This is a genomic window from Nonomuraea sp. B208 (assembly GCF_057536035.1).
Genome location: NZ_BAAJOU010000010.1, coordinates 268,859 through 295,539 on the forward strand (window position 1 = coordinate 268,859; position 26,681 = coordinate 295,539).

General features: G+C 70.4%; 21 protein-coding genes and 1 pseudogene. 8 read left to right on the forward strand and 14 right to left on the reverse strand.

Annotation, left to right across the window (positions count from 1 at the left end; translation table 11 throughout):
* Positions 1-16 precede the first annotated feature (16 nt).
* From AC27IY_RS06870 to AC27IY_RS06880, 3 genes and pseudogenes are all read right to left on the reverse strand, one after another.
* The gene (locus AC27IY_RS06870; protein WP_487177428.1) at positions 17-898 is read right to left on the reverse strand and encodes a TIGR03854 family LLM class F420-dependent oxidoreductase; all 882 of its coding nucleotides are present in this window, start codon (positions 896-898) and stop codon (positions 17-19) included.
* A 571-nt stretch (positions 899-1,469) separates the two neighbouring features.
* On the reverse strand, positions 1,470-1,982 hold the full coding sequence (locus tag AC27IY_RS06875; protein ID WP_487177429.1) for a hypothetical protein: 513 nt from the start codon (positions 1,980-1,982) through the stop codon (positions 1,470-1,472).
* Positions 1,983-2,004: 22 nt separating this feature from the next.
* Positions 2,005-2,607: pseudogene (locus tag AC27IY_RS06880) on the reverse strand (hypothetical protein); the annotation flags it as partial.
* A 472-nt stretch (positions 2,608-3,079) separates the two neighbouring features.
* Between AC27IY_RS06880 and AC27IY_RS06885 the strand changes: the two are divergent.
* Positions 3,080-3,433: a helix-turn-helix domain-containing protein gene (locus tag AC27IY_RS06885; RefSeq protein ID WP_487177430.1), complete on the forward strand. Its 354-nt coding sequence runs from the start codon at positions 3,080-3,082 to the stop codon at positions 3,431-3,433.
* 27 nt (positions 3,434-3,460) lie between these two features.
* On the opposite strand, the gene AC27IY_RS06890 is transcribed toward AC27IY_RS06885, so the two are convergent.
* From AC27IY_RS06890 to AC27IY_RS06900, 3 genes are all read right to left on the reverse strand, one after another.
* Positions 3,461-4,051 (reverse strand): ClpP family protease, encoded by a 591-nt coding sequence (locus AC27IY_RS06890; protein WP_371248548.1) that lies wholly within the window; start codon positions 4,049-4,051, stop codon positions 3,461-3,463.
* Positions 4,048-4,674, reverse strand: coding sequence for a ClpP family protease (locus AC27IY_RS06895; protein ID WP_344206758.1), 627 nt, complete (start codon positions 4,672-4,674; stop codon positions 4,048-4,050). The genes AC27IY_RS06890 and AC27IY_RS06895 overlap by 4 nt, the downstream gene beginning before the upstream one ends.
* A gap of 365 nt (positions 4,675-5,039) precedes the next feature.
* Entirely contained in the window at positions 5,040-5,993 is a 954-nt protein-coding gene (locus AC27IY_RS06900) for an NAD(P)-dependent alcohol dehydrogenase (protein WP_487177431.1), read from the reverse strand.
* 103 nt (positions 5,994-6,096) lie between these two features.
* Here AC27IY_RS06900 and AC27IY_RS06905 point away from each other — a divergent pair, with 103 nt between their 5' ends.
* The gene (locus AC27IY_RS06905) at positions 6,097-6,681 is read left to right on the forward strand and encodes a TetR/AcrR family transcriptional regulator (RefSeq protein WP_487177432.1); all 585 of its coding nucleotides are present in this window, start codon (positions 6,097-6,099) and stop codon (positions 6,679-6,681) included.
* A gap of 284 nt (positions 6,682-6,965) precedes the next feature.
* Here the strand turns inward: AC27IY_RS06905 and AC27IY_RS06910 are convergent, their stop codons facing one another.
* From AC27IY_RS06910 to AC27IY_RS06925, 4 genes are read right to left on the reverse strand one after another with little or no spacing between them, the layout of a single operon-like run.
* Positions 6,966-7,964 (reverse strand): LacI family DNA-binding transcriptional regulator, encoded by a 999-nt coding sequence (locus AC27IY_RS06910; RefSeq protein WP_487177433.1) that lies wholly within the window; start codon positions 7,962-7,964, stop codon positions 6,966-6,968.
* A gap of 29 nt (positions 7,965-7,993) precedes the next feature.
* Positions 7,994-10,630 (reverse strand): glycoside hydrolase family 3 C-terminal domain-containing protein, encoded by a 2,637-nt coding sequence (locus AC27IY_RS06915; RefSeq protein WP_487177434.1) that lies wholly within the window; start codon positions 10,628-10,630, stop codon positions 7,994-7,996.
* 12 nt (positions 10,631-10,642) lie between these two features.
* On the reverse strand, positions 10,643-11,770 hold the full coding sequence (locus tag AC27IY_RS06920) for a DUF305 domain-containing protein (RefSeq protein ID WP_487177435.1): 1,128 nt from the start codon (positions 11,768-11,770) through the stop codon (positions 10,643-10,645).
* On the reverse strand, positions 11,770-12,693 hold the full coding sequence (locus AC27IY_RS06925) for a DUF1996 domain-containing protein (protein ID WP_487177436.1): 924 nt from the start codon (positions 12,691-12,693) through the stop codon (positions 11,770-11,772). The genes AC27IY_RS06920 and AC27IY_RS06925 overlap by 1 nt, the downstream gene beginning before the upstream one ends.
* Positions 12,694-12,747: 54 nt before the next feature.
* Here AC27IY_RS06925 and AC27IY_RS06930 point away from each other — a divergent pair, with 54 nt between their 5' ends.
* Positions 12,748-15,333: a discoidin domain-containing protein gene (locus AC27IY_RS06930; protein WP_487177437.1), complete on the forward strand. Its 2,586-nt coding sequence runs from the start codon at positions 12,748-12,750 to the stop codon at positions 15,331-15,333.
* Positions 15,334-15,361: 28 nt separating this feature from the next.
* Positions 15,362-17,917, forward strand: coding sequence for a discoidin domain-containing protein (locus AC27IY_RS06935; RefSeq protein ID WP_487177438.1), 2,556 nt, complete (start codon positions 15,362-15,364; stop codon positions 17,915-17,917).
* Between the two features lie 41 nt (positions 17,918-17,958).
* Here the strand turns inward: AC27IY_RS06935 and AC27IY_RS06940 are convergent, their stop codons facing one another.
* Positions 17,959-19,266: an ROK family transcriptional regulator gene (locus AC27IY_RS06940; RefSeq protein WP_487177439.1), complete on the reverse strand. Its 1,308-nt coding sequence runs from the start codon at positions 19,264-19,266 to the stop codon at positions 17,959-17,961.
* Between the two features lie 164 nt (positions 19,267-19,430).
* On the opposite strand from AC27IY_RS06940, the gene AC27IY_RS06945 reads away from it, so the two are divergent.
* From AC27IY_RS06945 to AC27IY_RS06960, 4 genes are read left to right on the forward strand one after another with little or no spacing between them, the layout of a single operon-like run.
* Positions 19,431-20,738 (forward strand): ABC transporter substrate-binding protein, encoded by a 1,308-nt coding sequence (locus AC27IY_RS06945; protein WP_371248539.1) that lies wholly within the window; start codon positions 19,431-19,433, stop codon positions 20,736-20,738.
* A complete protein-coding gene (locus AC27IY_RS06950) occupies positions 20,735-21,745 on the forward strand; it encodes a carbohydrate ABC transporter permease (protein ID WP_371248538.1) in 1,011 nt (336 codons plus the stop codon). The genes AC27IY_RS06945 and AC27IY_RS06950 overlap by 4 nt, the downstream gene beginning before the upstream one ends.
* Entirely contained in the window at positions 21,738-22,592 is an 855-nt protein-coding gene (locus AC27IY_RS06955; protein ID WP_371248537.1) for a carbohydrate ABC transporter permease, read from the forward strand. Before AC27IY_RS06950 ends, AC27IY_RS06955 begins: the two co-directional genes overlap by 8 nt.
* Positions 22,593-22,621: 29 nt before the next feature.
* Complete coding sequence (locus AC27IY_RS06960) at positions 22,622-24,001, forward strand: GH1 family beta-glucosidase (RefSeq protein ID WP_487177441.1); 1,380 nt, start codon at positions 22,622-22,624, stop codon at positions 23,999-24,001.
* Here AC27IY_RS06960 and AC27IY_RS06965 read toward each other — a convergent pair.
* Genes AC27IY_RS06965 through AC27IY_RS06975 form a run of 3 tightly spaced genes read right to left on the reverse strand, consistent with a single transcriptional unit; the run spans position 23,974 to position 26,623 of the window.
* Complete coding sequence (locus tag AC27IY_RS06965; protein ID WP_487177442.1) at positions 23,974-24,966, reverse strand: MBL fold metallo-hydrolase; 993 nt, start codon at positions 24,964-24,966, stop codon at positions 23,974-23,976. The genes AC27IY_RS06960 and AC27IY_RS06965 overlap by 28 nt on opposite strands.
* Positions 24,963-25,379, reverse strand: coding sequence for an SRPBCC family protein (locus AC27IY_RS06970; protein ID WP_344206773.1), 417 nt, complete (start codon positions 25,377-25,379; stop codon positions 24,963-24,965). The genes AC27IY_RS06965 and AC27IY_RS06970 overlap by 4 nt, the downstream gene beginning before the upstream one ends.
* Complete coding sequence (locus tag AC27IY_RS06975; protein WP_487177443.1) at positions 25,376-26,623, reverse strand: M24 family metallopeptidase; 1,248 nt, start codon at positions 26,621-26,623, stop codon at positions 25,376-25,378. The genes AC27IY_RS06970 and AC27IY_RS06975 overlap by 4 nt, the downstream gene beginning before the upstream one ends.
* Positions 26,624-26,681: the final 58 nt, after the last annotated feature.

Here is a 26,681-nt window from a genome sequence, read left to right on the forward strand (position 1 = left end):
CACGTCAGGGTTGCGCTCAGTTCTGCAGCGGCATGAGGTGGTCGGCGAACTCGTCGAGCCAGCGCTCGACCGAGGACACAGGCGTGGCGGGCCGTACGACGAACTTGGTGATCCCGGCCTCGACGAAGCGCCCGATCAGATCACGGGCGGCGGCCCAGCCGACCGGGACGATCTCGGCGGGGTCGGCGCCCGGGTTGCGCCTGGCGATGGCGTCGATCGCGGTGGCAGGGATCTCGGTCGCGGCCACCGCGAGGCTGGTGCCGTAGTGGTCGGCCTCGATCTCGCGGCCCGCCTCGGCCGCGTGCGCCGCGATCGCCATACGGCCGGCGGCGGCCTGGTCAGGAGTGAGAAAGCTGGCCAGCCAGCCGTCGGCGAGCCGACCGGCGCGGCGCAGGGCGCGCTCCCCGCTGCCGCCGACCCAGATGTCGAGCGGCCTGGCCGGCAGCGGGCCGACCCCGGCGTTCTCCACCGCGAAGAACTCGCCGTGGAAGGTCACCTTCTCCTGCCGCAGGAGCAACCTGAGCAGCTCGAGCGACTCGTCGAACACCGCACCGCGCGGCCCGGGAACGGGGAACGCCTCCCGCTCGGCGGGCCTGGCCGGGGTCAGCCCGAAGGCCGGCAGCACGCGCTTGGGGGCGAGCGCAGCCAGCGAGGCGAGTTGCTTGGCCACCCGCACCGGGTGACGGCCCGGCAGGATCGCCACCCCCGTGCCGACCTTCAGCCTGCGGGTGGCGGCCAGCGTGTAGGCCATGCCGACGATGGGCTCGACGGACGGCCCGTGGACGATCTCCGACAACCACAGCGAGTCGATCCCGAGAGCCTCGGCCCGCTCCGCGAGTCCGGCGAGGCGGTCAGGGTGGTCTCCAGGTGGCGGAGCTATCCCGATCCGTACCTTCATCGGGCCATTATCGGCCGGACCGGCGCGGGCCTGCTGATGCGGGGGGCTGGGAAGCGGGAATCAGAACCGCCGCGGCGTCCTGAGATCGGCGCTGCTCCCGGCGCTGTCCACGTGCTTTGTCCCAAGTGGCGGTGCAGGGGGTCACAGTTGGAATCCTCGACGGCCTCGATCCGAACGGGCAGCTCGCGCTGCGGGGTTTTTGAGTTGCGTCCAGGGTGGAGCAAAACGCACTGAGATGGCACGAACCATCATCCAGTGGCACAGTGCGACACTTAAAGATCTTGCTTCTGATCCGGCGGCGCAGGTTCGAATCCTGCAGGGCGCGCAATCGAGACCAGCTAAAACCTCGTCTGAGCTGGTCTTTTGCTTGGGTGCGGCTCTCGCGTGATGTGCAGCAGTAGGCCGCCGAGAGCCCCTGTCTGTCGGTGGTCACGGGATATACGCGGGATGAAAGGGGCCACGTATTCGTACGTCGAGGCCAGGTTTCTGGACGTCTGCGGGATGAACCCGACGTGAGCCGAAGAGCCCCGGAGCGATCCGAGACCCATGGCTGGCGATGGACTCCCATGTTCTACGGTTCCTGATCTGCCTTCGCGTCGGGCCACCCTGGTGCGGCATCGACGATTTTGCGTGCCTGCTCTCGAAGCTCGTCGTCGGTCGGCGGAGTCCCACGTAGGACTTCCCAGCCGTCGATGAGGAGGATCAGTTCCCAAATCTCGTGGGGGGTGGTCCATCTATCGCTGAGCTCCATGATCAGGAAGTCGGCGCCCTTGCCTATGGGTAGCGTGCCCTCCGCTATCCCCTGCACCACGTCCTGAGCGACCGCCCACGGCTCGCGCTGGAGGTCGATGGACGGGAAGCCGCTCTCCGCCAGCACCTGGCGGACCAGCGGCTCAACTTCCTTCATAGGTCCGATGGACAACGCGTAACCCGCAAGCTCCCACACCGCCGGCGTATCCAGACCGGCCTCGATGAGCTCACAGGCCAGCCATCCAGCATCCGCCGCCCTCCCCGGGAGCCGACCCCAGAGGAGATCACCTCTGAGGTCGGCCAGACGATCTCTGAGCTCAGCCGGGAGATCCACCGGGCCAGTATCCCTGGATCGATCAGTCACGAGCCAGCGCACCCTCTATCCGTTGGTTGGCCACATTGCGTTGCCCGTCAACGCACTTGGCATAGATCCGAAGCATGACGTCCACCCCGTGGCCGGCCCGTTGCGCCGTTTCGGGTGCGTGGACGCCGGCCTCCAGCGACAGGGAGACGGCGGCGTGCCGCAGGTCGTACGGTCTGCCCGCGAGGGGAGAGGCGACCTGATCGGGAGTGAGGGCGTAGGTTCGGGCCTCTTTCCAGATCTTGGCGTAGACCGAGCCGGAGATCACGCCGTCCGTCCTGGTCCGGAAGAGCCGTCCGTCCTTGGCCGTGCCGTGCGTGTCGAGGTGCGCCCGGAGGATGGTCACCAGTTCGGGCGGGATGGGCACCGGCCGCGTGGTCTTCGCGTTCCGATGCTTCAGGCCGCGTTCGTCGTGGGCCTTGCCGGAGTCGGTGAATCGCTTGTTGCTCTGGGGTGCGGTCTTCTCCAGAGTGAGCAGGCCCCAGCCGGATGCGGGAAGGTCGACTGTGGCGAAGTACTGCACGTCATAGCCGGCCACCGGGCGCAGGTTCTGCACGAACCGATCCACCAGTTTGGAGAAGTGCAGCGCATCGCGGGCACGAGCTGCCGGTTGACGGTCAGCGTGCTGCCGTCGAGATTCATCTGAACCTCGTTCCCCGCTCGCTGCAGGTCGCCCAGCAGGCGGGCCACCGCCTTGAGGTTGTCCAGGGGGACGTGTGCGGCGGCGCGCTCGGCCAGGATGACGACCTCGCCGTCGACCACGCCGGGTCATGGCTCGGTGCGGTATCCGGTCAGCAGGTCGGCGTGGGTCGTCGGCGGCTGCCTGCCCGGAGCGGGCGATCAGTTCGACCACGTTCACCAGCGGGTCCTGCCAGCTGAGCTTGCGCCTTTGCAACGCCTGCGCAAGCGGTGCTCACGTGGCTGCTCTTCGGCTTCACCGAGTGGTCGCCGCCGCGACGACCGCTCGGTGAGCGCGCGAATGGCCTGAGGCTGGGCAAGGGTAAGCGGAGACGGTTCTGCTCTGCGCGAAGCCGGCAGAGCTCGAACGCGCCATCGACCTATGGTGAGGCATGGCCTCATCCATGCCGTCGCGTCCAGCGATCAATCGGACCGCCCCCGAGCCGTCTCCGGCTCGCGAGCCGCTGTGGCGGCAGGTGCTCGGTGAGTGCTTGAGAGGGCTTCGCCATGAGCGCGGTGAGAAGTTGAGCGAGACGGCAAGCCGCGCCGGAGTCTCGCCGCAATATCTCTCCGAGATCGAACGAGGCGTCAAGGAGCCGTCGAGCGAAATGATCGCCGCGGTCGCCGGAGCGCTGGATGTGACCCTGGTCGATCTGACCCTCGCCGTTGCCGAGAGTTTGCGGCCTGCTCAGCAGAGCGCGTCGAGAGGTGCCACCTGCTCGGCGGCATATGCTCTGGCCGCGTAGCGCGGCTTGCCGGGGTTGTCCACGGGCCTATGAACGCTCCTCGATGATCTGATCGAGGAGCCCGTACTCCAAGGCCGCGGTAGCGGTGAACACGCGATCGTGATCGGTGTCGGCGCGCAGGGTCTCGACCGACTGGCCGGTGTGCCGTGAAAGTATGCGCTCGATGTCTGCCCGGACACGTACGACCTCGTCGGCCTGCAAGATGAGATCGGGGATCGCTCCGCGCCCCTGGGCTGCCGGCTGGTGCAGGATGATCCGTGCGTGGGGGAGAGCGGCACGTTTGCCTTCGGCGCCGGCGGCGAGAAGTACGGCACCCACCGCGACGGCCTGTCCGACACAGGTCGTCGAAACCCGCGGGCGGATATGGCGCATGGTGTCGTAGATCGCGAGCATCGCGCTCGGGTCTCCGCCTTCGCAGTTGATATAGAACTGGATCTCCGCCTCGGGGTTGTCTGATTCCAGGAAAATCAGCTGCGCGATGAGAGCATTCGCGACGCCCGCGTCGATTGCGGTGCCCAGGTAGACGATCCGCTCGGTGAGCAGGTGCGAGTAGACATCCATGATCCGCTCGCCACGAGGGTTCGAGGCGATGACGTTCGGGATCGTATATGTGGTCACTGGCCGACTCCTTGGGTGATGCCGAATCCGAGCCGCGGGCGGTTTTGTGGCGCGATTTCGTCGAAGTTCTGCACGATGGCGTCGATGAAGCCGTAGTCCAGTGCTTCCTGTGCCGTGTACCAACGATCGTGCAGAGAATCCTCGAATATGCGCTCGACAGGCTGACCTGTGTCCTCGGCAATCAGACCGAGCACTGTGTCGCGCGTATGCCGAAGGTCGCCGGCCTGCAGTTCGATGTCGACCGCGGTGCCACCGATGCCCGCCGAGCCTTGGTGCATCAGGACTCGTGAGTGCGGTAGAGCGCGGCGCTTCCCACGGGCCCCCGACGACAGCAAGAACTGCCCGGCACTGTAAGCGATACCCAGGACGAGGGTCGATACGTCACAGGGAATGAGGCGCATGATGTCGCGGATCGCAAGCATCGACGGGACCGAGCCACCTGGGGAATGGATCCACAAGGCGATATCGGACGACGCATCCTCCGTGGCGAGCGCCATCAGCTGGGTGGCCAGCAGTGTCCCGTTGTCGTCGTCGAGAGGGCCGTCGAGAACGAGAACACGCTGCTCAAAGAGTTCGCGTCTCATTCGTGGGTTGAACAGCGGAAGTTTCGATTCTTCGCTCATGCGTCCATCTTGTGAGGCGATCCGGACCGGCGTCGACACGATCTGCCTGGGGCAGATCTGCTCTGAGCAGCGAGAGTTCCCGAGCAGGGACAGCGCGATTACCGGCCGGTTCGGGGAGCGCGGTCCAGCTGCCGGGCCGGCTTCGATATTCGTATGGGTACGCATGGCCAGAACGGCTTCGTACGGCTCCACCTGTCGAGCCGAACTTGTGGATCGTCCGGGCACTGATGTCCGTGCGCAGCGCAGATCACGTACCTGACCGAGCGCGGCCTCGGCGGCGTCTTGGGGGGAGGCGAACCCGCCGCGGCGCAGCGGCCCGCGTCGCTTGCCGTCCGCGGTGGTTCGGGAGTTGCTTCGCGCAGGGGTCAGCGTTGCATGTCGATGATGAGCTTCCCGCGGACTCCGCCGGTCTCGAGTCGTCGGTGGGCCTCTGCGATGTCGTCGATCGGGTAGACGGTGTCGATTACAGGGCGGATGCTGCCGGCCTTGGCGGAGGCGGTGAGCTCGGCGATCCGCGCGGGGGAGGGGTTGTTGCTGAAGAGTTTCACGCGCCGGGGCGAGAGGGCGGCTCGCAGCCCCGTGGTGACCATCGAGGTCAGGATGTGGTTCTGGTCGAAGGCGAGCGCGACCATGCGGCCACGCCGGTTGAGCCGGGTCTGGTAGGCGCCGAGGTCGGTGCCCACGACGTCGAGGATCACATCGTAATGACCGAGGTCCTGCGGCCGGGTCGTGCGGTAGTCCAGGGCCGCGTCGGCGCCGAGTTCGGTGACCCAGCCGAGATTGCGGGCGCCGGCGAGCGCGGTGACGTGGGCGCCGAGCGCCTTGCCCAGTTGCACGGCGATGTTGCCGACGCCGCCTGTGGCGCCGCGGACCAGGAGCCGTTCACCGCCGGCCAGGCGGGCCTTGTCGGTCAGGGCGGTCAGGGCGGTGGTGCCCGACGAGGGCAGGGCGGCGGCGTCGAGCAGGCTCAGGTTCTCGGGTGCTCGGGCGAGTCGCTGTTCGGGGACGGCCACGTAGTCGGCGATGGCGCCGAAGGTGAAGTGCGGCATCAGCCCCCACACCTCCTGTCCCGTGCTCCAGGCGTGTACGCCGGGGCCCAGGGCCGCGATGCGGCCGGTGAAGTCGACTCCCAGGCCGCGGGGGAATCGGGCTCGGGCGATGCCGCGGAGTCTGCCTGTGCGGAAGGCGAGTTCTCCGGCGTCAACGCTCGCGGCGCGGACCTCGACGAGTACTTCTCCCGGCCCGGGCTCCGGCGTGGGCACGTTGTTGACGCGCAGCACCTCGGGAGGGCCGAAGCGGGTGTATTGGACGGCGCGCATGATCTCTCCCAGTCGTTCCGGACGTAAGTGGGCTGGCGGCCCACTTACGGTTCGGCTACTCTAACCGGAGCGCCAGCCCACTTGTCAAAGCCTGGAGGAGGCCATGCCCCACACCGCCCGGCGACGGCCCTTGCGTGCGGACGCCCAGCGCAACTACGACCGCATCGTCAGCGCGGCCCGGGACGTCTTCGCGCGTGACGGCGCCGGCGCGGCCCTGAAGGAGATCGCCCGCCAGGCCGGGACGGGATCGGCGACGCTGCACCGACTGTTCCCCTCCCGTCGAGCTCTGCTCGAAGCCGTCTTCCACGATCGTGTCGAGGAGTTGTGCGCCATGGCGGCGCAACGGGCCGAGGAGAGCGAGCCGGGCCCCGCGCTCCTGGCCTGGCTGAGGGACCTCAACGCCTACGCGGGCACCAGCCGCGGCCTGGCCGCCTCGCTGCTGCACGACGGCCGGGATGCCGACCTGCTGGAACAGAACGAAGGCTGTCAGGCGATGATCACCGACGCGGCGCGTGAACTCCTGCGACGGGCACAACAGGCAGGCGCCGTACGTCCCGGGCTCCGCGCCGAGGATCTGCTCGCGCTCGTCAACGCCATCTCGCTGGCCACCGAGCGCGACGACGACACCGAGCGGGCGGACCGGCTGCTGGACATCGCGATCAAGGGCATCCGAGGCCGGGCCGCATGAGAGATCAGCTGGATCCGTACATGATCGGCATAGCCCTGCCGGGGCGCGCTCGCGGTGCCGCACCGATCACGGCCGGCCGGAGCGCAAGGGGATGTCGGTGCCGCATGGCACTGTGACGTCGATGAACGTGCGGGTGCGCGAAGCCGTCCTCGACGCTGAGCTGCCGGAAGAGCTGAAGAAGGATGCCCTGCACTCAGCCATCGGACACGTCCGCCCGACGGGTTCGAGGCCATCCACTGCGCTCAGCACCACGAATCCGCACGACACGACTCGGCCGTCTGCTGTCAGCCGGAGTCGCGGACGATCAAGGCAGGCTCGAAGATGACGGACCTGGGCGTACGGCCCGGCTCGTCGATGTGGTCGAGCAGGAGGCGAGCCATCTCGGCGGCCATGTCCTCGACCGGGTGCCGGATGGTCGTGAGCGGTGGGCGGCAGGCGGTCGCGGCGCTGCTGTCGTCGAAGCCGATCACCGCCACGTCATCGGGGACGGAGCGTCCGTGGTGGCGCAACGCGTGCAGCGCGCCTTGGGCCATCAGGTCGTTGGCGACGAACACGCCGTCGAGGTCGGGTCGTTCGGCCAGGAGCCGTTCCATGGCCCTTTCGCCGCTGTCGTAGGTGAAGCCGCCCTCGCTGTAGGGGACGTAGGCGTGTCCGTGCCTGGCCATCGCGTCCTGGAATCCCGCCAGGCGTGCCTGGGCGGCGGGCACGTCGAGCGGACCGCAGACGCTGGCGACGCGGCGGCGCCCCAACTCCACGAGCCGGTCGGCGGCCAGGGCGGCGCCGGCCCGGTGGTCGAGGTCGACGTAGCTGATCGGGACACTGCCCGCCGGCCGGGCGAACAGCACCGCGGGCACCTCCGCCTCGACCAGCTCCACCGGCAGCGGGTCGGCCGCGTGCGTGGAAACCAGCAGCGCGCCGTCGGCATCGCCCTGCCGCAGGTACGACACGACCTCCGCGCGGCTCTGCGCGGTGTCGGCGAACATCAGCACCGGGTGGATGCCACGCGGCCGCAGAAAGCTGATGATCCCGGCGACGACGCGGCCGAAGAACGGGTCGGTGAGGATGGGGCTGGGTGACGGGTCATCGTCGCCCCCCGCCCCGGACAGCACCAGGGCGACCGCGCCGGTGCGCCTGGTGACGAGGGACCGGGCGGCGCGGTTGGGGACGTAGCCGATGGTATCGATCGCCTGCAGCACCGTCGCCTGGATGACAGGGTCGACGTTGCGGATGCCGTTGATCACCCGGGAGACGGTGGCGCGGGAGACACCGGCGACCCGTGCCACGTCTTCCAGGGTAGGAGAGCCCCCTTGTTTCACCCGCTCTTTATAACATGCGATTGGAGAGCGCTCTCCTTGCTGTGTGAGACCGTTATGACAGCCTCCAGCGGGAGATCGGCGGCCGAGCGCCCGGCGAGCACCGACACTTCGCCCTCGGCTGTACGCCAGGCGCCCGCCCAGTGCTGGAAAGCCCTGGCCGGCACCTCCACCACCGCCTCCACCTGCTCGCCGGGCACGGCCGTCACGGCGGCGAACCCCGCCAGCCACCGAACCGGCCGCTCGTGATCCTGCGGCCTGGCCAGGTACACCTGGACCACCTCGCGGCCCGCCCGCCGGCCGGTGTTGCGCAGCGTGACGCGCACCCGCACCGGCCAGCCGGGCGCGACCCGCTCCGGTGCGCACAACCCCTCGTACGCCCAGGTCGTGTAGCCCAGACCGTGCCCGAACCAGTACGCGGGCGAGTCCTGCTCCCGCAGCCAGCCCCGGTACCCGATGTGCGGGCCTTCGGCGTACTCGAGCACGCCCCGCTCCGGCACAGTCGGAGCCAGGGCCCGGTCCGCCCAGGTGGTGGGCAGCCGCCCGCCCGGCTCGGCCCGGCCGAGCAGCACGTCCGCCAGGCCGTTGCCGCCCTCCTCGCCGGGGAACCAGCTGACCAGGACGGCCGCCGCCTCCTCCCGCCACGGCATCGCCACGGGACCGCCGGAGTTGACCACCACGACAGTCGCCGGGTTGGCCGCGGCGACGGCGCGCACCAGCTCGTCCTGGCCCTCGGGCAGCGCGAGCGTCTCCCGGTCGACGCCTTCGCTCTCGGCCTGCTCGGTGGTGCCCACCACGACGACGGCCACATCGCACGAGCCGGCCAGCTCGACCGCGGCGGCCAGCTCGGCCGCCGCGCCCGCGGGAGCCGGGGCGGCGGCCAGCACGCAGGCCCGCCCGCCGCCGGGGACGAGCTCGCGGCGCATGACGATCTCGACCTGGCGGCCCGCTTCGAAGGTGACGCGTCCCGTGCGGTACGGCGGAGCCAGGTGCACGGTGGCGGGGTCGTCGGTGTGCCGGGGGACCGTCTCGTCGATCACGACGCGGCCGTCCACGGTCAGCTCCAAGCGGCCCCATCCGGCGGCGGCCACGTCCCAGGGGCCCGCGCGGTCCGGCCGTACGAGAGCTCTGACCTCGACGGCGGCGGCCCGGTGGATCGGTCCTTCCGGTTCGGGAAGACGGCCGGTGAGGCGATGCTCGGCGTGGATCTCGGCGCCTGCGGCGTCGAGGAGGCGGACCAGGAGTCCGGGCTCGCCGGTGCGCGGATTCCGGGCGATGGCGACGTCGAGGGGGGCGGGCAAACCGCCAAGGGCGACGCCGGTGGCATGGTGCACCTCGGCGTGACCGTTCAGCGCGGTGCGCAGGCCGGCGAGCGGAGTGACGAGGGATTCAGGGTAGACGCCCGCGCTCCCGCCGCCCTGGATGCGGGGCCTGGCGGCGTTCGGTCCAATGACGGCGACGCGGGTCAGCCGGACCGGGACGAGGGGGAGGAGGTCGCCCTCGTTGCGCAGCAGTACGGTCGAAGCGGCGACCGTACGGCGCAGGAGAGCGCGATCCGGACGCTCAGTGTGATCCGGATGCTCGGCGCGATCCGGACGCTCACCGACGCTCCCGGTGGTGGGGCCGCCGGCGGAAGGGCTCAGGGCGGAGGGGGCGGTGAGGTTTCCGGCGGTGGGGTCGGCGGGGGAGGAGGCGGTGAGGTTTCCGGCGGTGGGGTCGGCGGGGGAGGAGGCGGTGAGGTCACCGGCGGAGGGGCCGGTGGGGGAGGGGGCGGGGGAGCCGGGCAGTGCGCCGACGCGGGCGGCCAGCCGCAGCAGGCGGCGCACCTTGTCGTCGATCGCCGCCTCCGGCACCTCACCGGCGCGGACGGCCGCCACCAGCGCCTCGCCCCACGGCCCGTCGGGGCCCGGCATGACCAGGTCCTGGGCGGCACGCGCGGAGGCGACGGCGGACCGTACCGCTCCCCAGTCCGACACCACCACCCCGTCGAACCCCCACTCACCCTTCAGCGGCTCGGCCAGCAGGTCGTTCTCGGACATGGTGACGCCGTTGACCCCGTTGTACGCCGACATCACCACCCAGACCCCCGCCTGGACGGCTGCTTCGAAGGGCGCCAGGTACACCTCGCGCAGGGTGCGCTCGTCGACGCGGGCATCGAGGGTGAGCCGGTCGGTCTCGGAGTCGTTGGCCACATAGTGCTTGGCCGTGGCCCCGACCCCGCGCGACTGGATGCCGCGGATCACCGCCGCGCCGATGCGACCGGTCAGCAGCGGGTCCTCGGAGTAGCACTCGAAGTGTCGTCCGGCCAGGGGGGAACGGTGCAGGTTCAGGGTGGGGGCCAGGACGACGTGCACCCCCTTGCGCCGCGCCTCGACGGCCAGCAGTTCGCCCATGGACTGGGCCAGGCTCTCGTCCCAGGTGGCCGCGAGCGCGGTGGCGGAGGGGAGCGACAGGGAGGTCCGGCGCTCGTCCCATCCTTCCCCGCGTACGCCGGCGGGGCCGTCGGAGGTCACCATGGGTTCCAGCCCGATGGCGGGCTCGGCGGGCGTGCGCCACACGGTCGCTCCGGTGAGCAGCCGCACCTTGCTCTCCAGGTCCAGCTTGTCCACCAGGCGGTCGAGGTCGTCCGGGATCACACGCGTGTCCTTTCAGGAGGGAGAGCGCTCTACCGCTCCGAGGGCGGAGAGCTGGGTCGTACGGGTGCGTTCGATGGCGGCGGCCAGCGCCTTGATGCCGGGATCGGCGCCCGAGACCTGTTCCGAGCGGGTCACGGACCGCGACTGGCGTAGGTGGGCGCGGAGATGGCCGGTGAAGAGCGTGTCGAAGGCCGGGCCTTCGGCGGTGCGCAGGCGAGCGAGTTCGGCGGCGGTGATCATCCCGGGCATGTCGTGCCCGGCGTGCGGGTTGGTAGCGGGCAGTCCGGTGGCGGGCAGTCCGGTGGCGGGCAGATCGGTGGTGTGGAGGGCGGTGGTGGGCGGTCCGGTGGTGTGGAGGGCGGTGGCGTGGAGGGCTGCGCGCAGGCGGGCGAGTTCGGCGACGTGCGCGGCGCGCAGCCGAGCGGCCAGCTGGCCCACGGCAGGTGCGTGGCTCCGGGAGGCGCCGAGGTCGAGCAGCGGCAGAACTCGCTCGTCCATCGGGATCATGAGCTGCAGCCAGGCCACATCGGTGGGGTTGACGCTCCCGCCCGTGACGGGGTGGGCGATCCGTGGGTCGCCCGCTTGCGTAGGTGCCGGTATGGGGTGCGTGATCTGTGGGTCGTCCGCTTGCGTGGACGCTGGTATGGGGTGCGTGATCTGTGGGTCGTCCGCTTGCGTGGACGCCGGTATGGGGTGCGTGATCTGTGGGTCGTCCGCTTGCGTGGGTGCCGGTACGGGGTGCGCGATCCGCGATCCGCCCGCTTGCGTGGACGCCGGTACGTGGTGCGCGTGCCGTGCCGCGGAGCCGCCGCGGGCCAGGCAGCCGCCCATCAGCACCGCCGCCAGCGCGAGCAGCACCAGCGCCGCCGGCGCGGTCCGAGCCGACGACGTGCGCTTGTCAGCCGCGCGCGGTGCCGTCGACAAGCGCTCGTCGGCCGCGCGCGGTGCCGACGACGTACGCTTGTCGGCCGCGCCCGGTGCCGTTGACAAGCGTTCCCCGGCCGCGCGCGGTGCCGTCGGCGAGCGCTCGTCGGCCGCGCGCGGTGCCGACGACGAGCGCTCAGCAGCCGTGCGCGGTGCCGTCCGCCCGTCCCGGTGGCCGGGGCGGGCGGACGGGCTGGGTGTTCCCGCAGAGGACATCAAGGCAGTTCGAAGTCCTCGGTGAGCGCCGCTCCCCGGTGCGGCTTGTAGAGGTCGTAGCCGCGCGGATTGCACTGCAGTCCGCCGTTGATGCAGTGGGTGACCAGCGCGTCGAGGATGCGCGGGTCGTCCCAGGCGTTGAAGAAGTCGTAGTGCCAGGTGTAGCCGCGCCCGCTGGCCAGGCGCGCCTGCGACAGGTCACCGCTCGCCGGGAATGCGATCTTGAATTCCAGCATGGGCACCGCGACCGGGTGGCTCGACGGGCAGTAGCCGCCGACGGGGTAGGCCATGTGGCTCTTGTGGTCGGCGCTGTCGAGGTTGACCCCGTTCCAGCAGCTGGGAGCCTGGAAGCGTACGTTGACCTGGCTGCCGGGCACGCAGTACTGCGGGATGTCCCAGCTCTTGGACAGGTCGCCGCACTCGAAGCCCTCGACCGCGCCCGGGTGGGTGCGGAACTCCTCCTGGGTGGAGGTCGGGCTGCCGACGACGAAGCGCAGGCCCTGTGGGAAGGGCTGCACCCGCCAGTACTCCAGGATGCCGGACTTGTAGTAGATCACCTGGTTGCCTATGGGCTCGATGAGCTGGTTGCCCTTGTAGAAGCTGGGGAACCAGTAGGCGGACTTGTCGTGGTGGTTGGTGCAGGAGGTGTTGCCGCCCAGCAGCGAGGAGGACGTGCTGTGGGCGTTGGTGGTGGTGTTGCCGACGAAGGTGTGCATGTGCGACGCGCCCGGCAGTCCGGGGTAGACGATCGGGTCGTCGGGCCGGTTGGCGGTCAGCGAGCAGTTGGCCTGGAACTCGTGGTGGGTGACCTCGTCGGTGAAGGTCGGCTTGGGCCGGGGCGTGGTTCCGGCGCCGCCGGTGCCGTGCACCTCGAACTCCAGCAGCGAGTAGCCGTAACCGGTGGCGCGGGCGGTGCCGTACATGCGTACGTAGCGGCCGGTGCCGCTGACGCTCCAGGTGTCGGTGCCGCCGTCGCCGTGTCCGGCACCGGCCGCTATGTCCGGATCCTCGGCACCCAGCGCGGCACCGGCTACGGCTACTCCCTCTGGGAGCTGCAGATCAACACCGGCGACCAGCCCGAGGAGCCCGGCGACTGGACCGAGGTGTGGCGCGAGGACTTCACCGGCCCAGCCGGCACCTCGCCGTCGGCCGCCAACTGGATCAGGCGCAGCGGCACCTCCTATCCCGGCGGCGCCGCGAACTGGGGCACCGGCGAGGTCGAGACGATGAGCGACTCCACCGCCAACGTCAGCCTCGACGGCGACGGCCACCTCAGCATCAAGGCGCTCAAGGACCGTGACGGCAACTGGACCTCCGGCCGCGTCGAGACGCAGCGCACCGACTTCGAGGCCAGGCCCGGCGAGATGGTCCGCTTCAGCGCCCGGCTGAAGCTGCCCGACGTCGCGAAGGCCCTCGGCTACTGGCCCGGCTTCCGCGCCACCGGCGCCGCCTACCGCGGCGACTACACCAACTGGCCGGGCGTCGGCGAGACCGACATCATGACGGCCGTCAACGGGGCCGACGAGTTCTCCAACACGCTGCACTGCGGCACCGCGCCCGACGGCGTCTGCAACGAGTACAACGGGCGTACCAGCGGCTTCGCCACCTGTGGTGGCTGCGCGACCGGCTACCACGAGTTCTCGCAGGTGATCGACCGCACCAAGAGCGACGAGGAGATCCGCTTCTACCTCGACGGCAGGCAGACCTGGGTCGTACGGCAGAGCCAGGTCGGCGTCGCCGCCTGGCGGGCGGCCGTTCATCACGGCTTCTACCTCCGCCTGGACCTGGCCATCGGCGGCTCGCTGCCGAACGCCGTCGCCGGAGTCACCACACCGTCGCCGGAGACCGTCTCGGGCGGCGTGCTGAGCGCCGACTGGGTGTCGGTCGCCCGCCGGTCGGGCGCCGCGCCGGCCCCGATGACCGACGGACCGGTCCCCGCCGGGCCGAGCGTCGTCAGGGTGACCGGCGGCAACGGCAACTGGCAACTGTCGGTCAACGGCCAGCCGTACCTGATCAAGGGCGTGACCTACGGCCCGCCGCAGGCCGCGGCCGACGGCTACATGCGGGACCTGAAGGCGATGGGCGTCAACACCATCCGCACCTGGGGTGTGGACGACGCCGCCACGCCTTCTCTGCTCGACGCCGCGGCCCGGAACGGGATCAAGGTGATCGTCGGGCACTGGCTGAACCAGGGCGCCGACTACGTCAACGACACGGCCTACAAGACCACCGTGAAGAACGAGATCGTGGCCCGGGTCAACGCGCTGAAGAACCGCCAGGGCGTGCTGATGTGGGACGTCGGCAACGAGGTCATCCTCACCATGCAGGATCACGGGCTGCCGGCCGACGTGGTGGAGCAGCGGCGGGTGGCGTACGCGAAGTTCGTCAACGAGGTCGCCGTGGCCGTCCATGCCGCGGACCCCGACCACCCGGTCACCTCGACCGACGCCTACACCCACGCCTGGACCTACTACAAGGCCCACTCGCCCGCGCTCGACCTGCTCGCCGTCAACTCCTACGGCGCCATTCACACCGTGAAGAACGACTGGATCGCCGGCGGATACGACAAGCCGTACATCGTCACGGAGGCCGGGCCGGACGGCGAGTGGGAGGTCCCGAACGACGTCAACGGCGTCCCCGACGAGCCGACCGATCTGGAGAAGGGCCAGATGTACACGGCCAGCTGGAACGCCATCAGCGGCCACACCGGGGTGGCGCTCGGCGCGACCATGTTCCACTACGGCCTGGAGAACGACTTCGGCGGCGTCTGGCTGAACATCACCCCGGGCGGCTGGCGCCGTCACGGCTTCCACGCCCTCCAGCAGGCCTACACCGGCCGGCCGACCGGTAACACCCCGCCGCGCATCACCTCGATGACGGTCGGTTCGCAGACCGCGGTCCCCGCCGGCGGCACGTTCACCGTCGACACCCAGACCACCGATCCCGACGGGGACCTGATCCGCTACCACGTGATGGTCAGCGACAAGCACATCACCGGCAACCGCGGCTTCCGGCACGCCCGCTTCACCCAGACCGCCCCTGGCAGGCTCACCGTGACCGCGCCCGAGCAGCTCGGCGTCTGGAAGGTCTACGTCTACGCCTTCGACGGTCACGGCAACGCCGGCATCGAGCAGCGTTCGTTCCGGGTGGTGCCGCCGGTCGTCGACGGCACCAACGTGGCGCGCGGCAAGCCGACCACGGCCTCGTCGTACCAGGCGACCGGCGACGGCGGCCCGTTCACCCCGGATCGGGCCACCGACGGCAGCTTCGGCTCGCGGTGGGCCAGTGAGTGGGCCGATCCGCAATGGATCCGGGTCGACCTCGGCGCGCTCACCCCGATCAAGCACGTCCAGCTCGGCTGGGAGGGCGCCTACGCCAAGGCGTACCAGCTCCAGACCTCCGTCAACGGCACCGACTGGACCACCGTGCACGCCACCACCACCGGGGACGGCGGGTTCGACGGCATCGACCTGAACACCTCCGCCCGGTACGTCCGGCTCAACCTGACCGAACGCGGCACGACCTACGGCTACTCCCTCTGGGAGTTCGGCGTCTACCGCTAGCGAACCCCTCCACCTGAAAGCGGATGCCATGCACCTCAAACCGACAAAGGCCGCGATCGCGGTCCTGGCCGGCCTCCTGGCCGTGCCCCTGATCACCGCCCCCGCGTACGCCGACGACCCCCTGCTCTCCCAGGGCAGGACCGCGACCGCCTCCTCCGTAGAGCACTACGGCACCGCGCCGGCCCTGGCGGTGGACGGCGACGACGCCACCCGCTGGTCCAGCGTCGCCGGCGCCGACCCGCAATGGCTCAGCGTGGACCTGGGCGCCTCGGCCCACATCAGCAAGGTCGTGCTGAACTGGGAGGCGGCCTACGCCACCGGCTACCGGATCCAGACCTCGCAGGACGGGACGAACTGGACCGACCTGAAGACCGTGACCGGCGGCGACGGCGGCGTCGACTCCCTGGATGTGACGGGCGACGGCCGCTACGTCCGGATGCTCGGCACCGCTCGCGCCACCGGTTACGGCTACTCGCTGTGGGAGTTCAAGGTCTACGGCACGACCGGCGGCGGCAGCGGCGGCGCGTGCGGCGCTGCCAACGCCGCCCTGAACAGGCCCGCCACCGCGTCCTCGACGGAGAACGCCGGCACCCCGGCCAAGAACGCCTTCGACGGCGACACCGCGACCCGATGGTCCAGCGCCGCCGCCGACCCGCAGTGGCTGCGGGTCGATCTCGGTTCTGTGCGGGAGATCTGCGAGGTCGGCCTGAACTGGGAGGCCGCCTACGGCAGGGACTTCACGATCCAGGCCTCCGCCGACGGCACGAACTGGACCACACTGAAGACGGTGACCGGCGGCACCGGAGGCGCCGCTTCGTACCAGGTGACCGGCTCCGGCCGGTACGTACGCGTCCACGGGACGGCCCGAGGCACCGGCTACGGCTACTCGCTGTGGGAGGTCGCCGTGCGCGTCAAGGGCGGCGACGGAGGGGAGGACCTGCCCGGCGGCGGCGACCTGGGCCCGAACGTGAAGGTCTTCGACCCGTCCATGCCGGCGGCCACGATCCAGGCGCAGATCGACCAGATCTACAAGCAGCAGGAGGCCGCGCAGTTCGGTCTCGGCCGCTACGCGCTGATGTTCAGGCCCGGCAGCTACGACGTCAACGTCAACACGGGTTTCTACACCTCGGTCCACGGCCTGGGCCGTAACCCCGACGACGTCACCGTCAAGGGCGTGAGCGTCGACGCGGGCTGGTTCAACGGCAACGCCACCCAGAACTTCTGGCGCTCCACCGAGAACCTGTCCGTCGCCCCCTACGACGGGACCAACAGGTGGGCGGTCTCCCAGGCGGCGCCGTTCCGGCGGATGCACATCAAGGGCGCGCTCAACCTGGCGCCGTCCGGGTACGGGTGGGCGTCCGGCGGTTACATCGCCGACAGCAAGATCGACGGCCAGGTCGGGCCGTACTCCCAGCAGCAGTGGTACACCCGCGACAGCACCATCGGCGGCTGGACCAACAGCGTGTGGAACATGACCTTTTCCGGCGTCCAGGGAGCGCCCGCGGGCAGCTTCCCGGAGCCGCGCTACACGACCCTGGACACCACCCCGGTCAGCCGGGAGAAGCCGTACCTCTACCTGGACGGCGACGGCTACCGGGTGTTCGTGCCGGGCAAGCGCACCGACGCGCGCGGCATCAGCTGGGCGAACGGCCCCACCCCGGGCACGTCCGTCCCGCTCGCCGCCTTCTACGTCGCCAAGCCCGGCGTCACGGCCGCGACCCTGAACCGGGCGCTCGCCCAAGGTCTGCACCTGCTGTTCACGCCCGGCATCTACCAGCTCGACCAGACGATCGAGGTGAACCGGGCGAACACCATCGTCATGGGCCTCGGCCTGGCGACGCTGGTCCCCCAAGGCGGGATCACGGCGATGAGGGTCGCGGACGTGGACGGGGTGAAGCTCGCCGGCTTCCTCATCGACGCCGGTCCGGTGAACTCGCCGACCCTGATCGAGATCGGCAGGCAGGGCGCGCACACCGACCACTCGGCCAACCCCGTCTCGCTGCAGGACGTGTTCGTCCGCGTCGGCGGCCAGTTCGCCGGGAAGGCGACCGCCGGCCTGGTGGTGCACAGCGATGACACGATCATCGACCACACCTGGATCTGGCGCGCCGACCACGGCGACGGCGTCGGCTGGAACGTCAACACCGCCGACTACGGCCTGCGGGTCCACGGCGACGACGTGCTGGCCACGGGCCTGTTCGTCGAGCACTTCCAGAAGTACAACGTGCAGTGGTCCGGCGAGCGCGGCCGGACGATCTTCTTCCAGAACGAGCTGGCCTACGACCCGCCGAACCAGGCCGCGTTCATGAACGGCTCCGTCAAGGGCTGGGCCGCGTACAAGGTCGACGACTCGGTCAACGTCCACGAGGGCTGGGGCATGGGCAGCTACTGCGTCTTCACCAGCGATCCGACGATCGAGGTGGACCACGGCTTCGAGGCTCCCGTGAAGCCCGGGGTGCGCTTCCACAGCCTCCTGGTGGTCTCCCTCGGCGGGAAGGGCCGCTACAACCACGTCATCAACGACACCGGCGCCCCGGCGTTCGGCACCGACACCATCCCGTCCACGGTCGTCTCCTACCCCTGACGGCAGGCCCGGCCGGTGCGGGGAACCGCACCGGCCGGGGCTCAGACCTGGACGCCCGCCACCGCGCGCCACCCCGTCCGCTCGGGCACCAGGTCGGCCTCGGCCACGGGGGAGTCCCGGCGTCCGCCGCGAGCGAAGAATTCGGCCAGCGGCAGCGTCGCGGCGCCGACCGTGACGGCGTCGGGTCCGAGCCGTCCCGGCTCGATCACGACCTGCCCGGCGGGGTGGCGCAGCGCGTAGGCGGTCGCGTGGCGTCGTACGGCGTCCAGCAGGTACGGGGCGAGCTGCAGCCCGGCCCAGCCGCCGAGCAGGATGCGCTCGGGGTTGTAGAGGTTGATCAGGTTGGCCAGGCCGGCGCCCAGGTACTCGGCGGTCTCGTCGAGGACCGCCACCGCCACGGGGTCGGGGGCGGCGCCGTCCTGGGGAAAGGCGGCGGCGATCATCGCGGTGACCGCCGACTCCTCGTCGGTGTCAGGGGGGAGCGCCCCACCGGCCTCGCGCCAGCGCTGGATCAGCGCCTCGGCCCCGGCGTACGCCTCCAGGCAGCCCCGCGAGCCGCAGCGGCAGCGCCGGCCGCGGACCTGGACCACGGTGTGTCCCCATTCGGCCGCGCTGCTGTGGGTCCCTTCCATGATCGTGCCGCCGGTGACGACGCACGCGCCCACTCCCGACCCGAACAGGACGATGGCCGCGTCGCTCGCGCCCCGCCCGCCGCCGAACCACATCTCGGCCCGGCCGAGCGTCTTGGCGCCGTTCTCGATGAAGAGCCGGGCCCCGGGCGGAAGGGCGACCGACGTACGCAGCAGGGACTCCAGGGGGACCCCGTCCCAGCCGATGGTCTGCCCGTGCACCACCGCGCCGTCGCCGGAGCCGCGCTCCACGATGCCGGGCACGCCGACGCCGGCGCCGAGAAGCAGGTCGTCGGGAACGTCCGCGCGGGCGACGACGGCGGCCACTCCGTCGGCGATGTGCCGGACGACCGACGCCACGTCGTGGCCTCTGCCCTCCAAGGGACGCTCGTAGCGGGCGAGCTCGGTGAGGCCGAGGTCGAACAGCTCGACCCGCACCCGCGTCTCCCCGACGTCGACGCCGATCAGGCAGGCGCAGCCCGGACGGACGCGCAGCAGGTGGCGGGGGCGCCCGCCGTCGGAGTCGACCGTGCCGGCATCCTCCACCAGCCCCTCGCCCGCCAGCTCGGCCACGATGGTGCTGATCGAACCCGAGCTCAACCCGGTGGCCGTGCCCAGCGCCTGACGGCTCATGGGGCCGTTGAAATACAACTGTTGCAGGACCGCCCCACGACTGTTTCTTCGCAGGTCGCGGACGGTCTGCCTACTGAGCTTGGCCATGCGGCTCCTCTCCTGGGTGCAATCTACCGTTTCGCGTCCCTTGACGGCCGCATCTCTCAGGTATTAACTCAAGCCCTGAATTAAGGTCTGAAGGAACCTCTCCGCAGGAGATCGTCCCAGACGGCACCCCCCATCTCAGGACTCCCTCGAAGGGACGACCCGTCATGCAGAAAACACGAGTCGCAGCAGCCGTCCTCGCTCTCGGCACCCTCGCCGCCTGCGGCACCGGGAGCACCGGCGCCGGCGAGGCCGGCAAGGGAACGCCGAAGACGCTGACCTACTGGGCGTCCAACCAGGGCCCCAGCATCGAGGCGGACAAGGAGATCCTCACGCCCGAGCTGAAGAAGTTCGAGCAGCAGACCGGGATCAAGGTCGAGCTGGAGGTCGTCCCCTGGGCCGACCTGCTCAACCGCATCCTGGCCGCCACCACGTCCGGCCGAGGGCCCGACGTGCTCAACATCGGCAACACCTGGTCCACCTCCCTGCAGGCCACCGGCGCCCTGCTGCCCTGGGACGCGGCCGCCTTCGGCAAGATCGGCGGCAAGGACCGCTTCGTGGACTCCGCCCTCGCCTCCGCCGGCGCGGAGGGACAGGACCCGGCCGCGGTCCCGCTGTACTCCATGGCGTACGCGCTCTACTACCACAAGAAGGCGTTCGCGGACGCGGGCATCGACAAGCCCCCGGCCACCTGGGACGAGCTGGTCGCCGCCGGCAAGAAGCTCTCCACCGGCGGCAAGTGGGGCCTCGGAGTCGAGGGCTCGAACCTGTCGAACAACATCCACCAGGTCTTCGTCCTCGCCAAGCAGCACGGCGCCGACTTCTTCGACGCCTCGGGCAAGCCGACCTTCACCTCCGACGGCGCCGTCGCCGCCGTGAAGCAGTACGTCGACTTCATGGCCACCGACAAGATCGTCGCCCCGGGCAACGCGGAATACGCCCAGAACCAGTCACTACAGGACTTCGCCAAGGGCAACACCGCCATGATCCTCTGGCAGACCGCCGCCACCACGCTGAAGTCCCACGGCATGAAGCCGGAGGAGTGGGGCGTCGCCCCGGTCCCCGTCCCCTCCGGCGCCCCCGGCACCGGCCAGAACATCAACTCCATGGTCGCCGGCATCAACCTGGCCGTCTTCAAGAACAGCGACAACCTCGACGGCGCCCTGCAGTTCGTGAAGTTCATGACCGGCGACGAGGAGCAGAAGATCCTCAACAAGACCTACGGCTCCATCCCGCCGGTCAAGACCGCCCAGCAGGACGCGGCCTTCAACACCCCCGACCTCGCCGTCCTGCGCGACACGCTCGCCACCAGCGCCGCCCCGCTCCCGCGAGTTCCCGAGGAGTCGCAGTTCGAGACCGCGGTCGGCACCGCCGTCAAGGAACTGTTCGCCGACGCGGCCCAAGGGCGTGAGATCACCACCGAGCTGGTCAAGGAGCGCCTGACCAAGGCTCAGCAGCAGATGCCGACGCGGTGAGCGGTCGCGACATGGCCACCGTCACCCAGGATCCGGCCCTGCCGGGCCGCCGCACCGAGCGGCCCGGCGGGGCAGGCCGGACACCCCGCAGGAAACCGCGCCTGCGCCGGGCGAGCCTGCCGTACCTGCTGCTGCTCCCCGCCGCGCTGCTGGAGCTCCTCGTGCACCTGGTGCCGATGCTCACCGGCATCCTGGCGAGCTTCAAGGAGCTCACCCAGTTCTACATCCGGGACTGGAGCGCCGCGCCCTGGCGCGGACTGGAGAACTACCGCGTCTCGGTCGACCTCGACGCCCCCGTGGGCCAGGACCTGCTCAACTCCTTCTTCGTCACCTGCGTCTTCAGCGTCCTGGCGGTCGGCACGTGCTGGCTCGTCGGGACCGCCGCCGCGATCTTCATGCAGGAGAACTTCCGCGGCCGCGGCCTGCTGCGGGCCGTCTTCCTCACCCCGTACGCGCTGCCCGTCTACGCGGCGGCCATCACCTGGGCGTTCATGTTCCAGCGGGACAACGGCATGGTCAACCACGTCCTCGTCGACCAGCTCGGCCTGATCGACGAGCGCCCCTTCTGGCTGCTCGGTGACAACAGCTTCGTCGCGCTCGCCGTCGTGGCCGTCTGGAAGACCTGGCCGTTCGCGTTCCTCATCGTCATGGCGGCCCTGCAGAACATCCCCAAGGAGCTGTACGAGGCCGCCGCGATCGACGGAGCCGGCGTCTGGCAGCAGATCCGCAAGATCACCATGCCGTCCCTGCACCCGATCAACCGGGTCCTCGTCCTGGTGCTGTTCCTGTGGACGTTCAACGACTTCAACACGCCGTACATCCTGTTCGGTGACTCCGCGCCGGCGCCCGCGAACCTGATCTCCATCCACATCTACCAGTCCTCGTTCGTCACCTGGAACTTCGGCACCGGATCGGCCATGTCGGTCCTGCTGCTCCTGTTCCTCCTCGTGGTGACGGCCGGGTACCTCCTGGTCACCTCGCGCGGAAGGAAGACCGCCGATGTCTAGCGCGCCGACCGCGCCTCCGCGGTCCTTCCTGTGGGCACGGGCCGTGTTCCTGACCCTGCTGTCCGGGTTCGTGCTCGTGCCGGTGTTCGTCATGGTCAGCAGCTCGCTCAAGCCGCTGCAGGACGTCTCTGGCCGCTTCCGCTGGCTGCCCAGCGGCCTGACGGTCAGGCCGTACTTCGACATCTGGGACACGGTCCCGCTCGCCCGCTACTTCGCGAACTCCGTCGTCGTGGCGGGGGTGGCGACCGTCCTCTCGGTGATCATCGCCATCTTCGCGGCGTACGCCGTCAGCCGCTACGAGTTCCCCGGCAAGCGGGTCTTCACCGTCACCGTGCTGTCCACCCAGATGTTCCCGGGCATCCTGTTCCTGCTGCCGCTGTTCCTGATCTACGTCAACATCGGCAACGCGACCGGAATCGCTCTGTACGGCTCGCGCGGCGGCCTCATCCTCACCTACCTGACCTTCTCCCTGCCGTTCTCGATCTGGATGCTGATCGGATACTTCGCCTCGATCCCGCGGGCCCTGGACGAGGCCGCGGCCGTCGACGGCTGCGGGCCCGTCGCCACGCTGTTCCGCATCGTCATCCCCGCCGCGATCCCCGGGATCGTCGCCGTCGCCGTCTACGCCTTCATGACCGCCTGGGGAGAGGTGCTGTTCGCCTCGATCATGACCGACGACACCACCCGTACGCTCTCCGTCGGCCTGCAGGGCTACGCCACGCAGAACGACGTCTACTGGAACCAGGTCATGGCCGCGTCGCTGACCGTCAGCGTGCCGGTCGTCGCCGGGTTCCTGCTCCTGCAGCGCTACCTCGTCGCCGGCCTCACCGCCGGAGCCGTCAAGTGACGCCCGCGCCGCCTCTCGAAAGGACCTCTGTGACCCACCCCATCGACCTCGCCGCCCTGCCCCGGGACTTCGTCTGGGGCGTGGCCACCTCGGCCTACCAGATCGAGGGAGCCGTGGCGGAGGACGGCCGATCCCCGTCGATCTGGGACACCTTCTCCCACACCCCCGGCACGATCGACAACGGCGACACCGGCGACGTCGCCTGCGACCACTATCACCGCTGGCCCGAGGACCTCGCCCTGATGAAGGAGCTCGGCGTCACCTCCTACCGGTTCTCGCTCGCCTGGCCGCGGATCGTCCCCGGCGGCGACGGCGCCGTCAACCGGCGGGGCCTCGACTTCTACTCCCGCCTCGTCGACGCCCTGCTGGACGCCGGCATCACCCCGAACGCCACCCTCTACCACTGGGACCTGCCGCAGACCCTCCAGGACCGCGGCGGCTGGCCCGCCCGCGAGACCGCCGAGCACTTCGCCGCCTACGCGGCGGTCGTCGCGGACGCGCTCGGCGACCGGGTGCGGCAGTGGGCCACGCTCAACGAGCCGCTCTGCTCGGCCTGGATCGGCCACCTCGAAGGCAGGATGGCTCCCGGCGTCACCGACATCACCGCCGCCGTCCGCGCCTCCTACCACCTGTTGCTGGGCCACGGCCTTGCCAGCCAGGCGGTGCGCGCCGCCGCGCCCGGCGCGGAGATCGGCATCGTCAACAACCTCTCCACCGTCGAAGCCGCCACCGGCTCCGACGCCGACCTCGCCGCCGCCCGCCGCATGGACGGCCACACCAACCGCTGGTGGCTCGACCCCGTACACGGCCGCGGCTTTCCCGCCGACCTGCGCGAGACGTACGGTGTCGACCTCCCCGAACGTCCGGGCGACCTGGCCACGATCGCGCAGCCGCTGGACTGGCTGGGCCTGAACTACTACTTCCCCATGACGATCGCCGACGACCCCGACGGCCCGCCCCCCTTCGCCCGCCAGGTCCCGAGGCCGGACGCGCCCCGCACCGGCATGGACTGGGAGATCGACGCCGGTGGCCTGGAGAGCCTGATCATGCGCCTGACCACCGAGTACGGCGCGCGCCGGATCCTCGTCACCGAGAACGGCTCCGCCTACCCCGACACCGTCGGCCCCACCGGCGTCGCCGACCCGGAACGCACCCGCTACCTGGAGGAGCACCTGGCCGCCTGCGCCCGCGCCGTCCGCCGGGGCGCCCCGCTCGCCGGTTACTACGTCTGGTCGCTGCTGGACAACTTCGAATGGGCCTACGGCTACGACAAGCGCTTCGGCCTCGTCCACGTCGACTACGCCACCCAGCGCCGTACGGTCAAGAGCAGCGGCCGCCGCTACGCGGAGGTCATCCGCGACCACCGCCACGCCCTCGCCGCTCAGCCGGCGGATGCCTCCGTCGTGTAGAGGCGGTAGGTGGTGAGGATGTTGAGTCTGTGCAGGTTGCGGCACAGGTGGAGCATCGCGTCCTGGGCCTGGGGTGGTCCGAGGACGGAGGCGAGCGCCGGGTCAAGGCGGTCGGCCCACGGATCCGTGCAGGCCGCGGTGGTCTCCTCCAAGGTGCGGCCCTGCTGTGTCGCGGTGTGGACCTCCTCGTGGAGTCGCTCAAGGTAGGAGATCAGGGTGTCGATCGCCGCGTGGCCGTCCCCGGCGGGGCCGTGGCCGGGCACGATGGTCCGGAGGTCGGGCAGCGCCGCCTTCATGGCGCGCAGGGTGGCGGCGTACGGCGCGGGGCCGCCTTGCAGCAGCATGTGGGCGATGCCGGCGTGACACAGGAGGTTGCCGGTCCAGGCCGTCCCGATGTCGGGCACGTGGACCACGGTGTCGCCCGGGCCGTTGCCAGGCCCGAAGTGCCACAGCTGAACCGTCCGGCCGCCCAGGTCGACCTCGGCGAAGGAGTCGAAGACCAGGTCGGGGAGCCGCCAGGTGGTCACCGCGTCGAAGAGGGCCTCGTCGCCGTACATGTTTCCCGACCTGACCTGCTTCTCGTAGCCGAGGTCGGTCATGTTGTCCCGGTTGGCGCGCGAGGAGATGATGACGGTCTCGGCGGGGAAGGCCAGGTTCCCGAAGGTGTGGTCGCCGTGGTAGGTCGTGTTGACCAGGTAGCGCAGCGGCCGGTCGGTCAGCTCGGCGGCCAGCGACTGGATGGTGCGCGAGACGTCAGGGGTGATGCCGGCGTCGACCACCAGCGCGGCGTCCCGTCCGGCGATGAGCCCGTTGTTGTCCTTCGGGGCCGGGACGGCCATCAGCGCGTGGACGCCGTCGGCGAGCTGCCGCGGGACGAGCTTCAGGCCGACCGGCGACAGGTTGGGCCCGTTGTAGGCGGCGGGCCGCTCGGCGATCTCTCGCTCCGGGATGTGGTGCGTCGTCACAGCAGCGTCCCCAGTCGTTCGAAGAGTTGCGGCACCTGCTTGCCGAGCTGGGTGCGCACCAGATGCTCGGCCATTTTCGGCACCCCGTTCAGCTCCAGCCGGAACTCCACCCGGCAGCCGCCCTCGGTCTCGCGGACGCGGTACGTCTGGCTCACCCCCGGCTTGGCCTGCGGCGGGGTGCGCAGCGTGAGCGATTCGCCCGGCACGTAGTCGGCGACTGTCAGACCGATCTCGGTGCGGCGGCCCATCACCTTGCGGACCTGCTCGACGTGGGCACCCTCGCGCAGGGGACCGTTCATCCGCGACTCCAGGACGTCGGCCTGCCATTCGGGGAAGCGCGCGGGGTCGGACAGGACGGCGAAGACGGCGTCGGCGGGACGCGCGTACGACGCGGTGTGGTCGACGGTGATCACACTCGGCTCCTCAGCAGCTGGGCGGTCAGCGGGTTCAGCTCGACGGGTTCGTCCTCGCCGATGACGACGGTGCCGCCCAGGTTGGTCAGGCGGTCGCCGATGACGGCGTTGGGTTCGAAGGCGAAGGTCATGCCCGGGGCGAGGGGCAGCTCACCGCCCATCGTGGGCACCTCGAACAGCCGCCCGTAGCGGGCGGCCTCGGGGAGGCGGCGCAGCCCGGCGCCGAACCCGCACACCGGGCCCATGGGGTTGAGCGTGTGCACCAGCGGGTGCACGTTCCAGGCGCCGGCTTCCTCCAGCGGCGCGCGCATCGCCTCGACCAGGTCGCCGAAGGTGTTGCCAGGGCGGGCGGCGGCCAGCCCGGCCTCGTACGCGGCGCGGGCGACCTTGGCGCCCAGCTCGATGTCGGGGTGGACCTCGCCGACGGCGATGGCCACCTGGTGCTGGGTCTCCTTCATGCCGAACCGGCAGAACACCTCCGCCATGACCACGTCGCCGCCCTCGATGACGCGCGGGGCCTGCGGCCGGTAGGACCACGCCGGCGGCCCCCAGGAGATGAAGCCGGGCCCGGAGGAGAGCAGCATGTCAGGAGCCGCCAGCCCGCGGCGGAACGCGGCCGCCATGCCCGCCGCGTACACGTCGGCCTCACTGGCGCCGGGCCGGGCCGCCTCGACCATCGCCTCGGCCATGGCGTCGCCGGTGGCGGCGGAGTGGCGGACGACGGCCAGCTCCTCCTCCGACTGGCAGATGGTGGCGAACAGGTAGCTGAGCCCGACCGGCTTGAACTCCACGTCCGGCAGCTCGGCGAGCACCTGGTTCCACAGCCCGTGCGGCATGATCGGGTTGATGTGGAAGGGCGGGTAGGGATCCAGGCCGAGCACACCGACGGCCGCGCTCTCCAGGCGGTGCTCGCGCAGGACCTCCACCACCCCGGCGGCGTGCTTGGCCACGCGGATGCGCTCGGGCGGCATCCACAACTCCTCACCGCGACGCAGCGCCTGGATGTGGTCGGCGATGGGCAGGGTCGACCAGGTCAGCTCGATCGGGTCGGCGTCGCGGCAGAAGATGACGATCGCGCCGGGGCGGTCGTTGGTGAAGTAGACATCCGGCGCGAAGGGGGCGAGGTCCGCGCACTCGTGCTCGCCGTAGGCGATGAGTGCCTGTACGCCCTCGGCTTCCATGATCTCCCGTGCGAGTGCCCAGCGGCGGTCGCGCTCGGCAAGGGAGTAGGTGGGAACGTTCATGCGGGAAACGCTAGGGACGGCCGCCCTGCCGCCGCTTCCGTCATCCTGCTGGAGCCGC

Bases quoted from the DNA above. Each gene is read 5' to 3' on its own strand.
- AC27IY_RS06920 (WP_487177435.1), bottom strand. From the start codon at position 11,770: ATGTCCTCTGCGGGAACACCCAGCCCGTCCGCCCGCCCCGGCCACCGG.
- AC27IY_RS06940 (WP_487177439.1), bottom strand. From the start codon at position 19,266: ATGGCCAAGCTCAGTAGGCAGACCGTCCGCGACCTGCGAAGAAACAGT.
- AC27IY_RS06870 (WP_487177428.1), bottom strand. From the start codon at position 898: ATGAAGGTACGGATCGGGATAGCTCCGCCACCTGGAGACCACCCTGAC.
- AC27IY_RS06935 (WP_487177438.1), top strand. From the start codon at position 15,362: ATGCACCTCAAACCGACAAAGGCCGCGATCGCGGTCCTGGCCGGCCTC.
- AC27IY_RS06945 (WP_371248539.1), top strand. From the start codon at position 19,431: ATGCAGAAAACACGAGTCGCAGCAGCCGTCCTCGCTCTCGGCACCCTC.
- AC27IY_RS06925 (WP_487177436.1), bottom strand. From the start codon at position 12,693: ATGTACGGCACCGCCCGCGCCACCGGTTACGGCTACTCGCTGCTGGAG.
- AC27IY_RS06900 (WP_487177431.1), bottom strand. From the start codon at position 5,993: ATGCGCGCCGTCCAATACACCCGCTTCGGCCCTCCCGAGGTGCTGCGC.
- AC27IY_RS06975 (WP_487177443.1), bottom strand. From the start codon at position 26,623: ATGAACGTTCCCACCTACTCCCTTGCCGAGCGCGACCGCCGCTGGGCA.
- AC27IY_RS06905 (WP_487177432.1), top strand. From the start codon at position 6,097: ATGCCCCACACCGCCCGGCGACGGCCCTTGCGTGCGGACGCCCAGCGC.
- AC27IY_RS06955 (WP_371248537.1), top strand. From the start codon at position 21,738: ATGTCTAGCGCGCCGACCGCGCCTCCGCGGTCCTTCCTGTGGGCACGG.
- AC27IY_RS06885 (WP_487177430.1), top strand. From the start codon at position 3,080: ATGGCCTCATCCATGCCGTCGCGTCCAGCGATCAATCGGACCGCCCCC.
- AC27IY_RS06895 (WP_344206758.1), bottom strand. From the start codon at position 4,674: ATGAGCGAAGAATCGAAACTTCCGCTGTTCAACCCACGAATGAGACGC.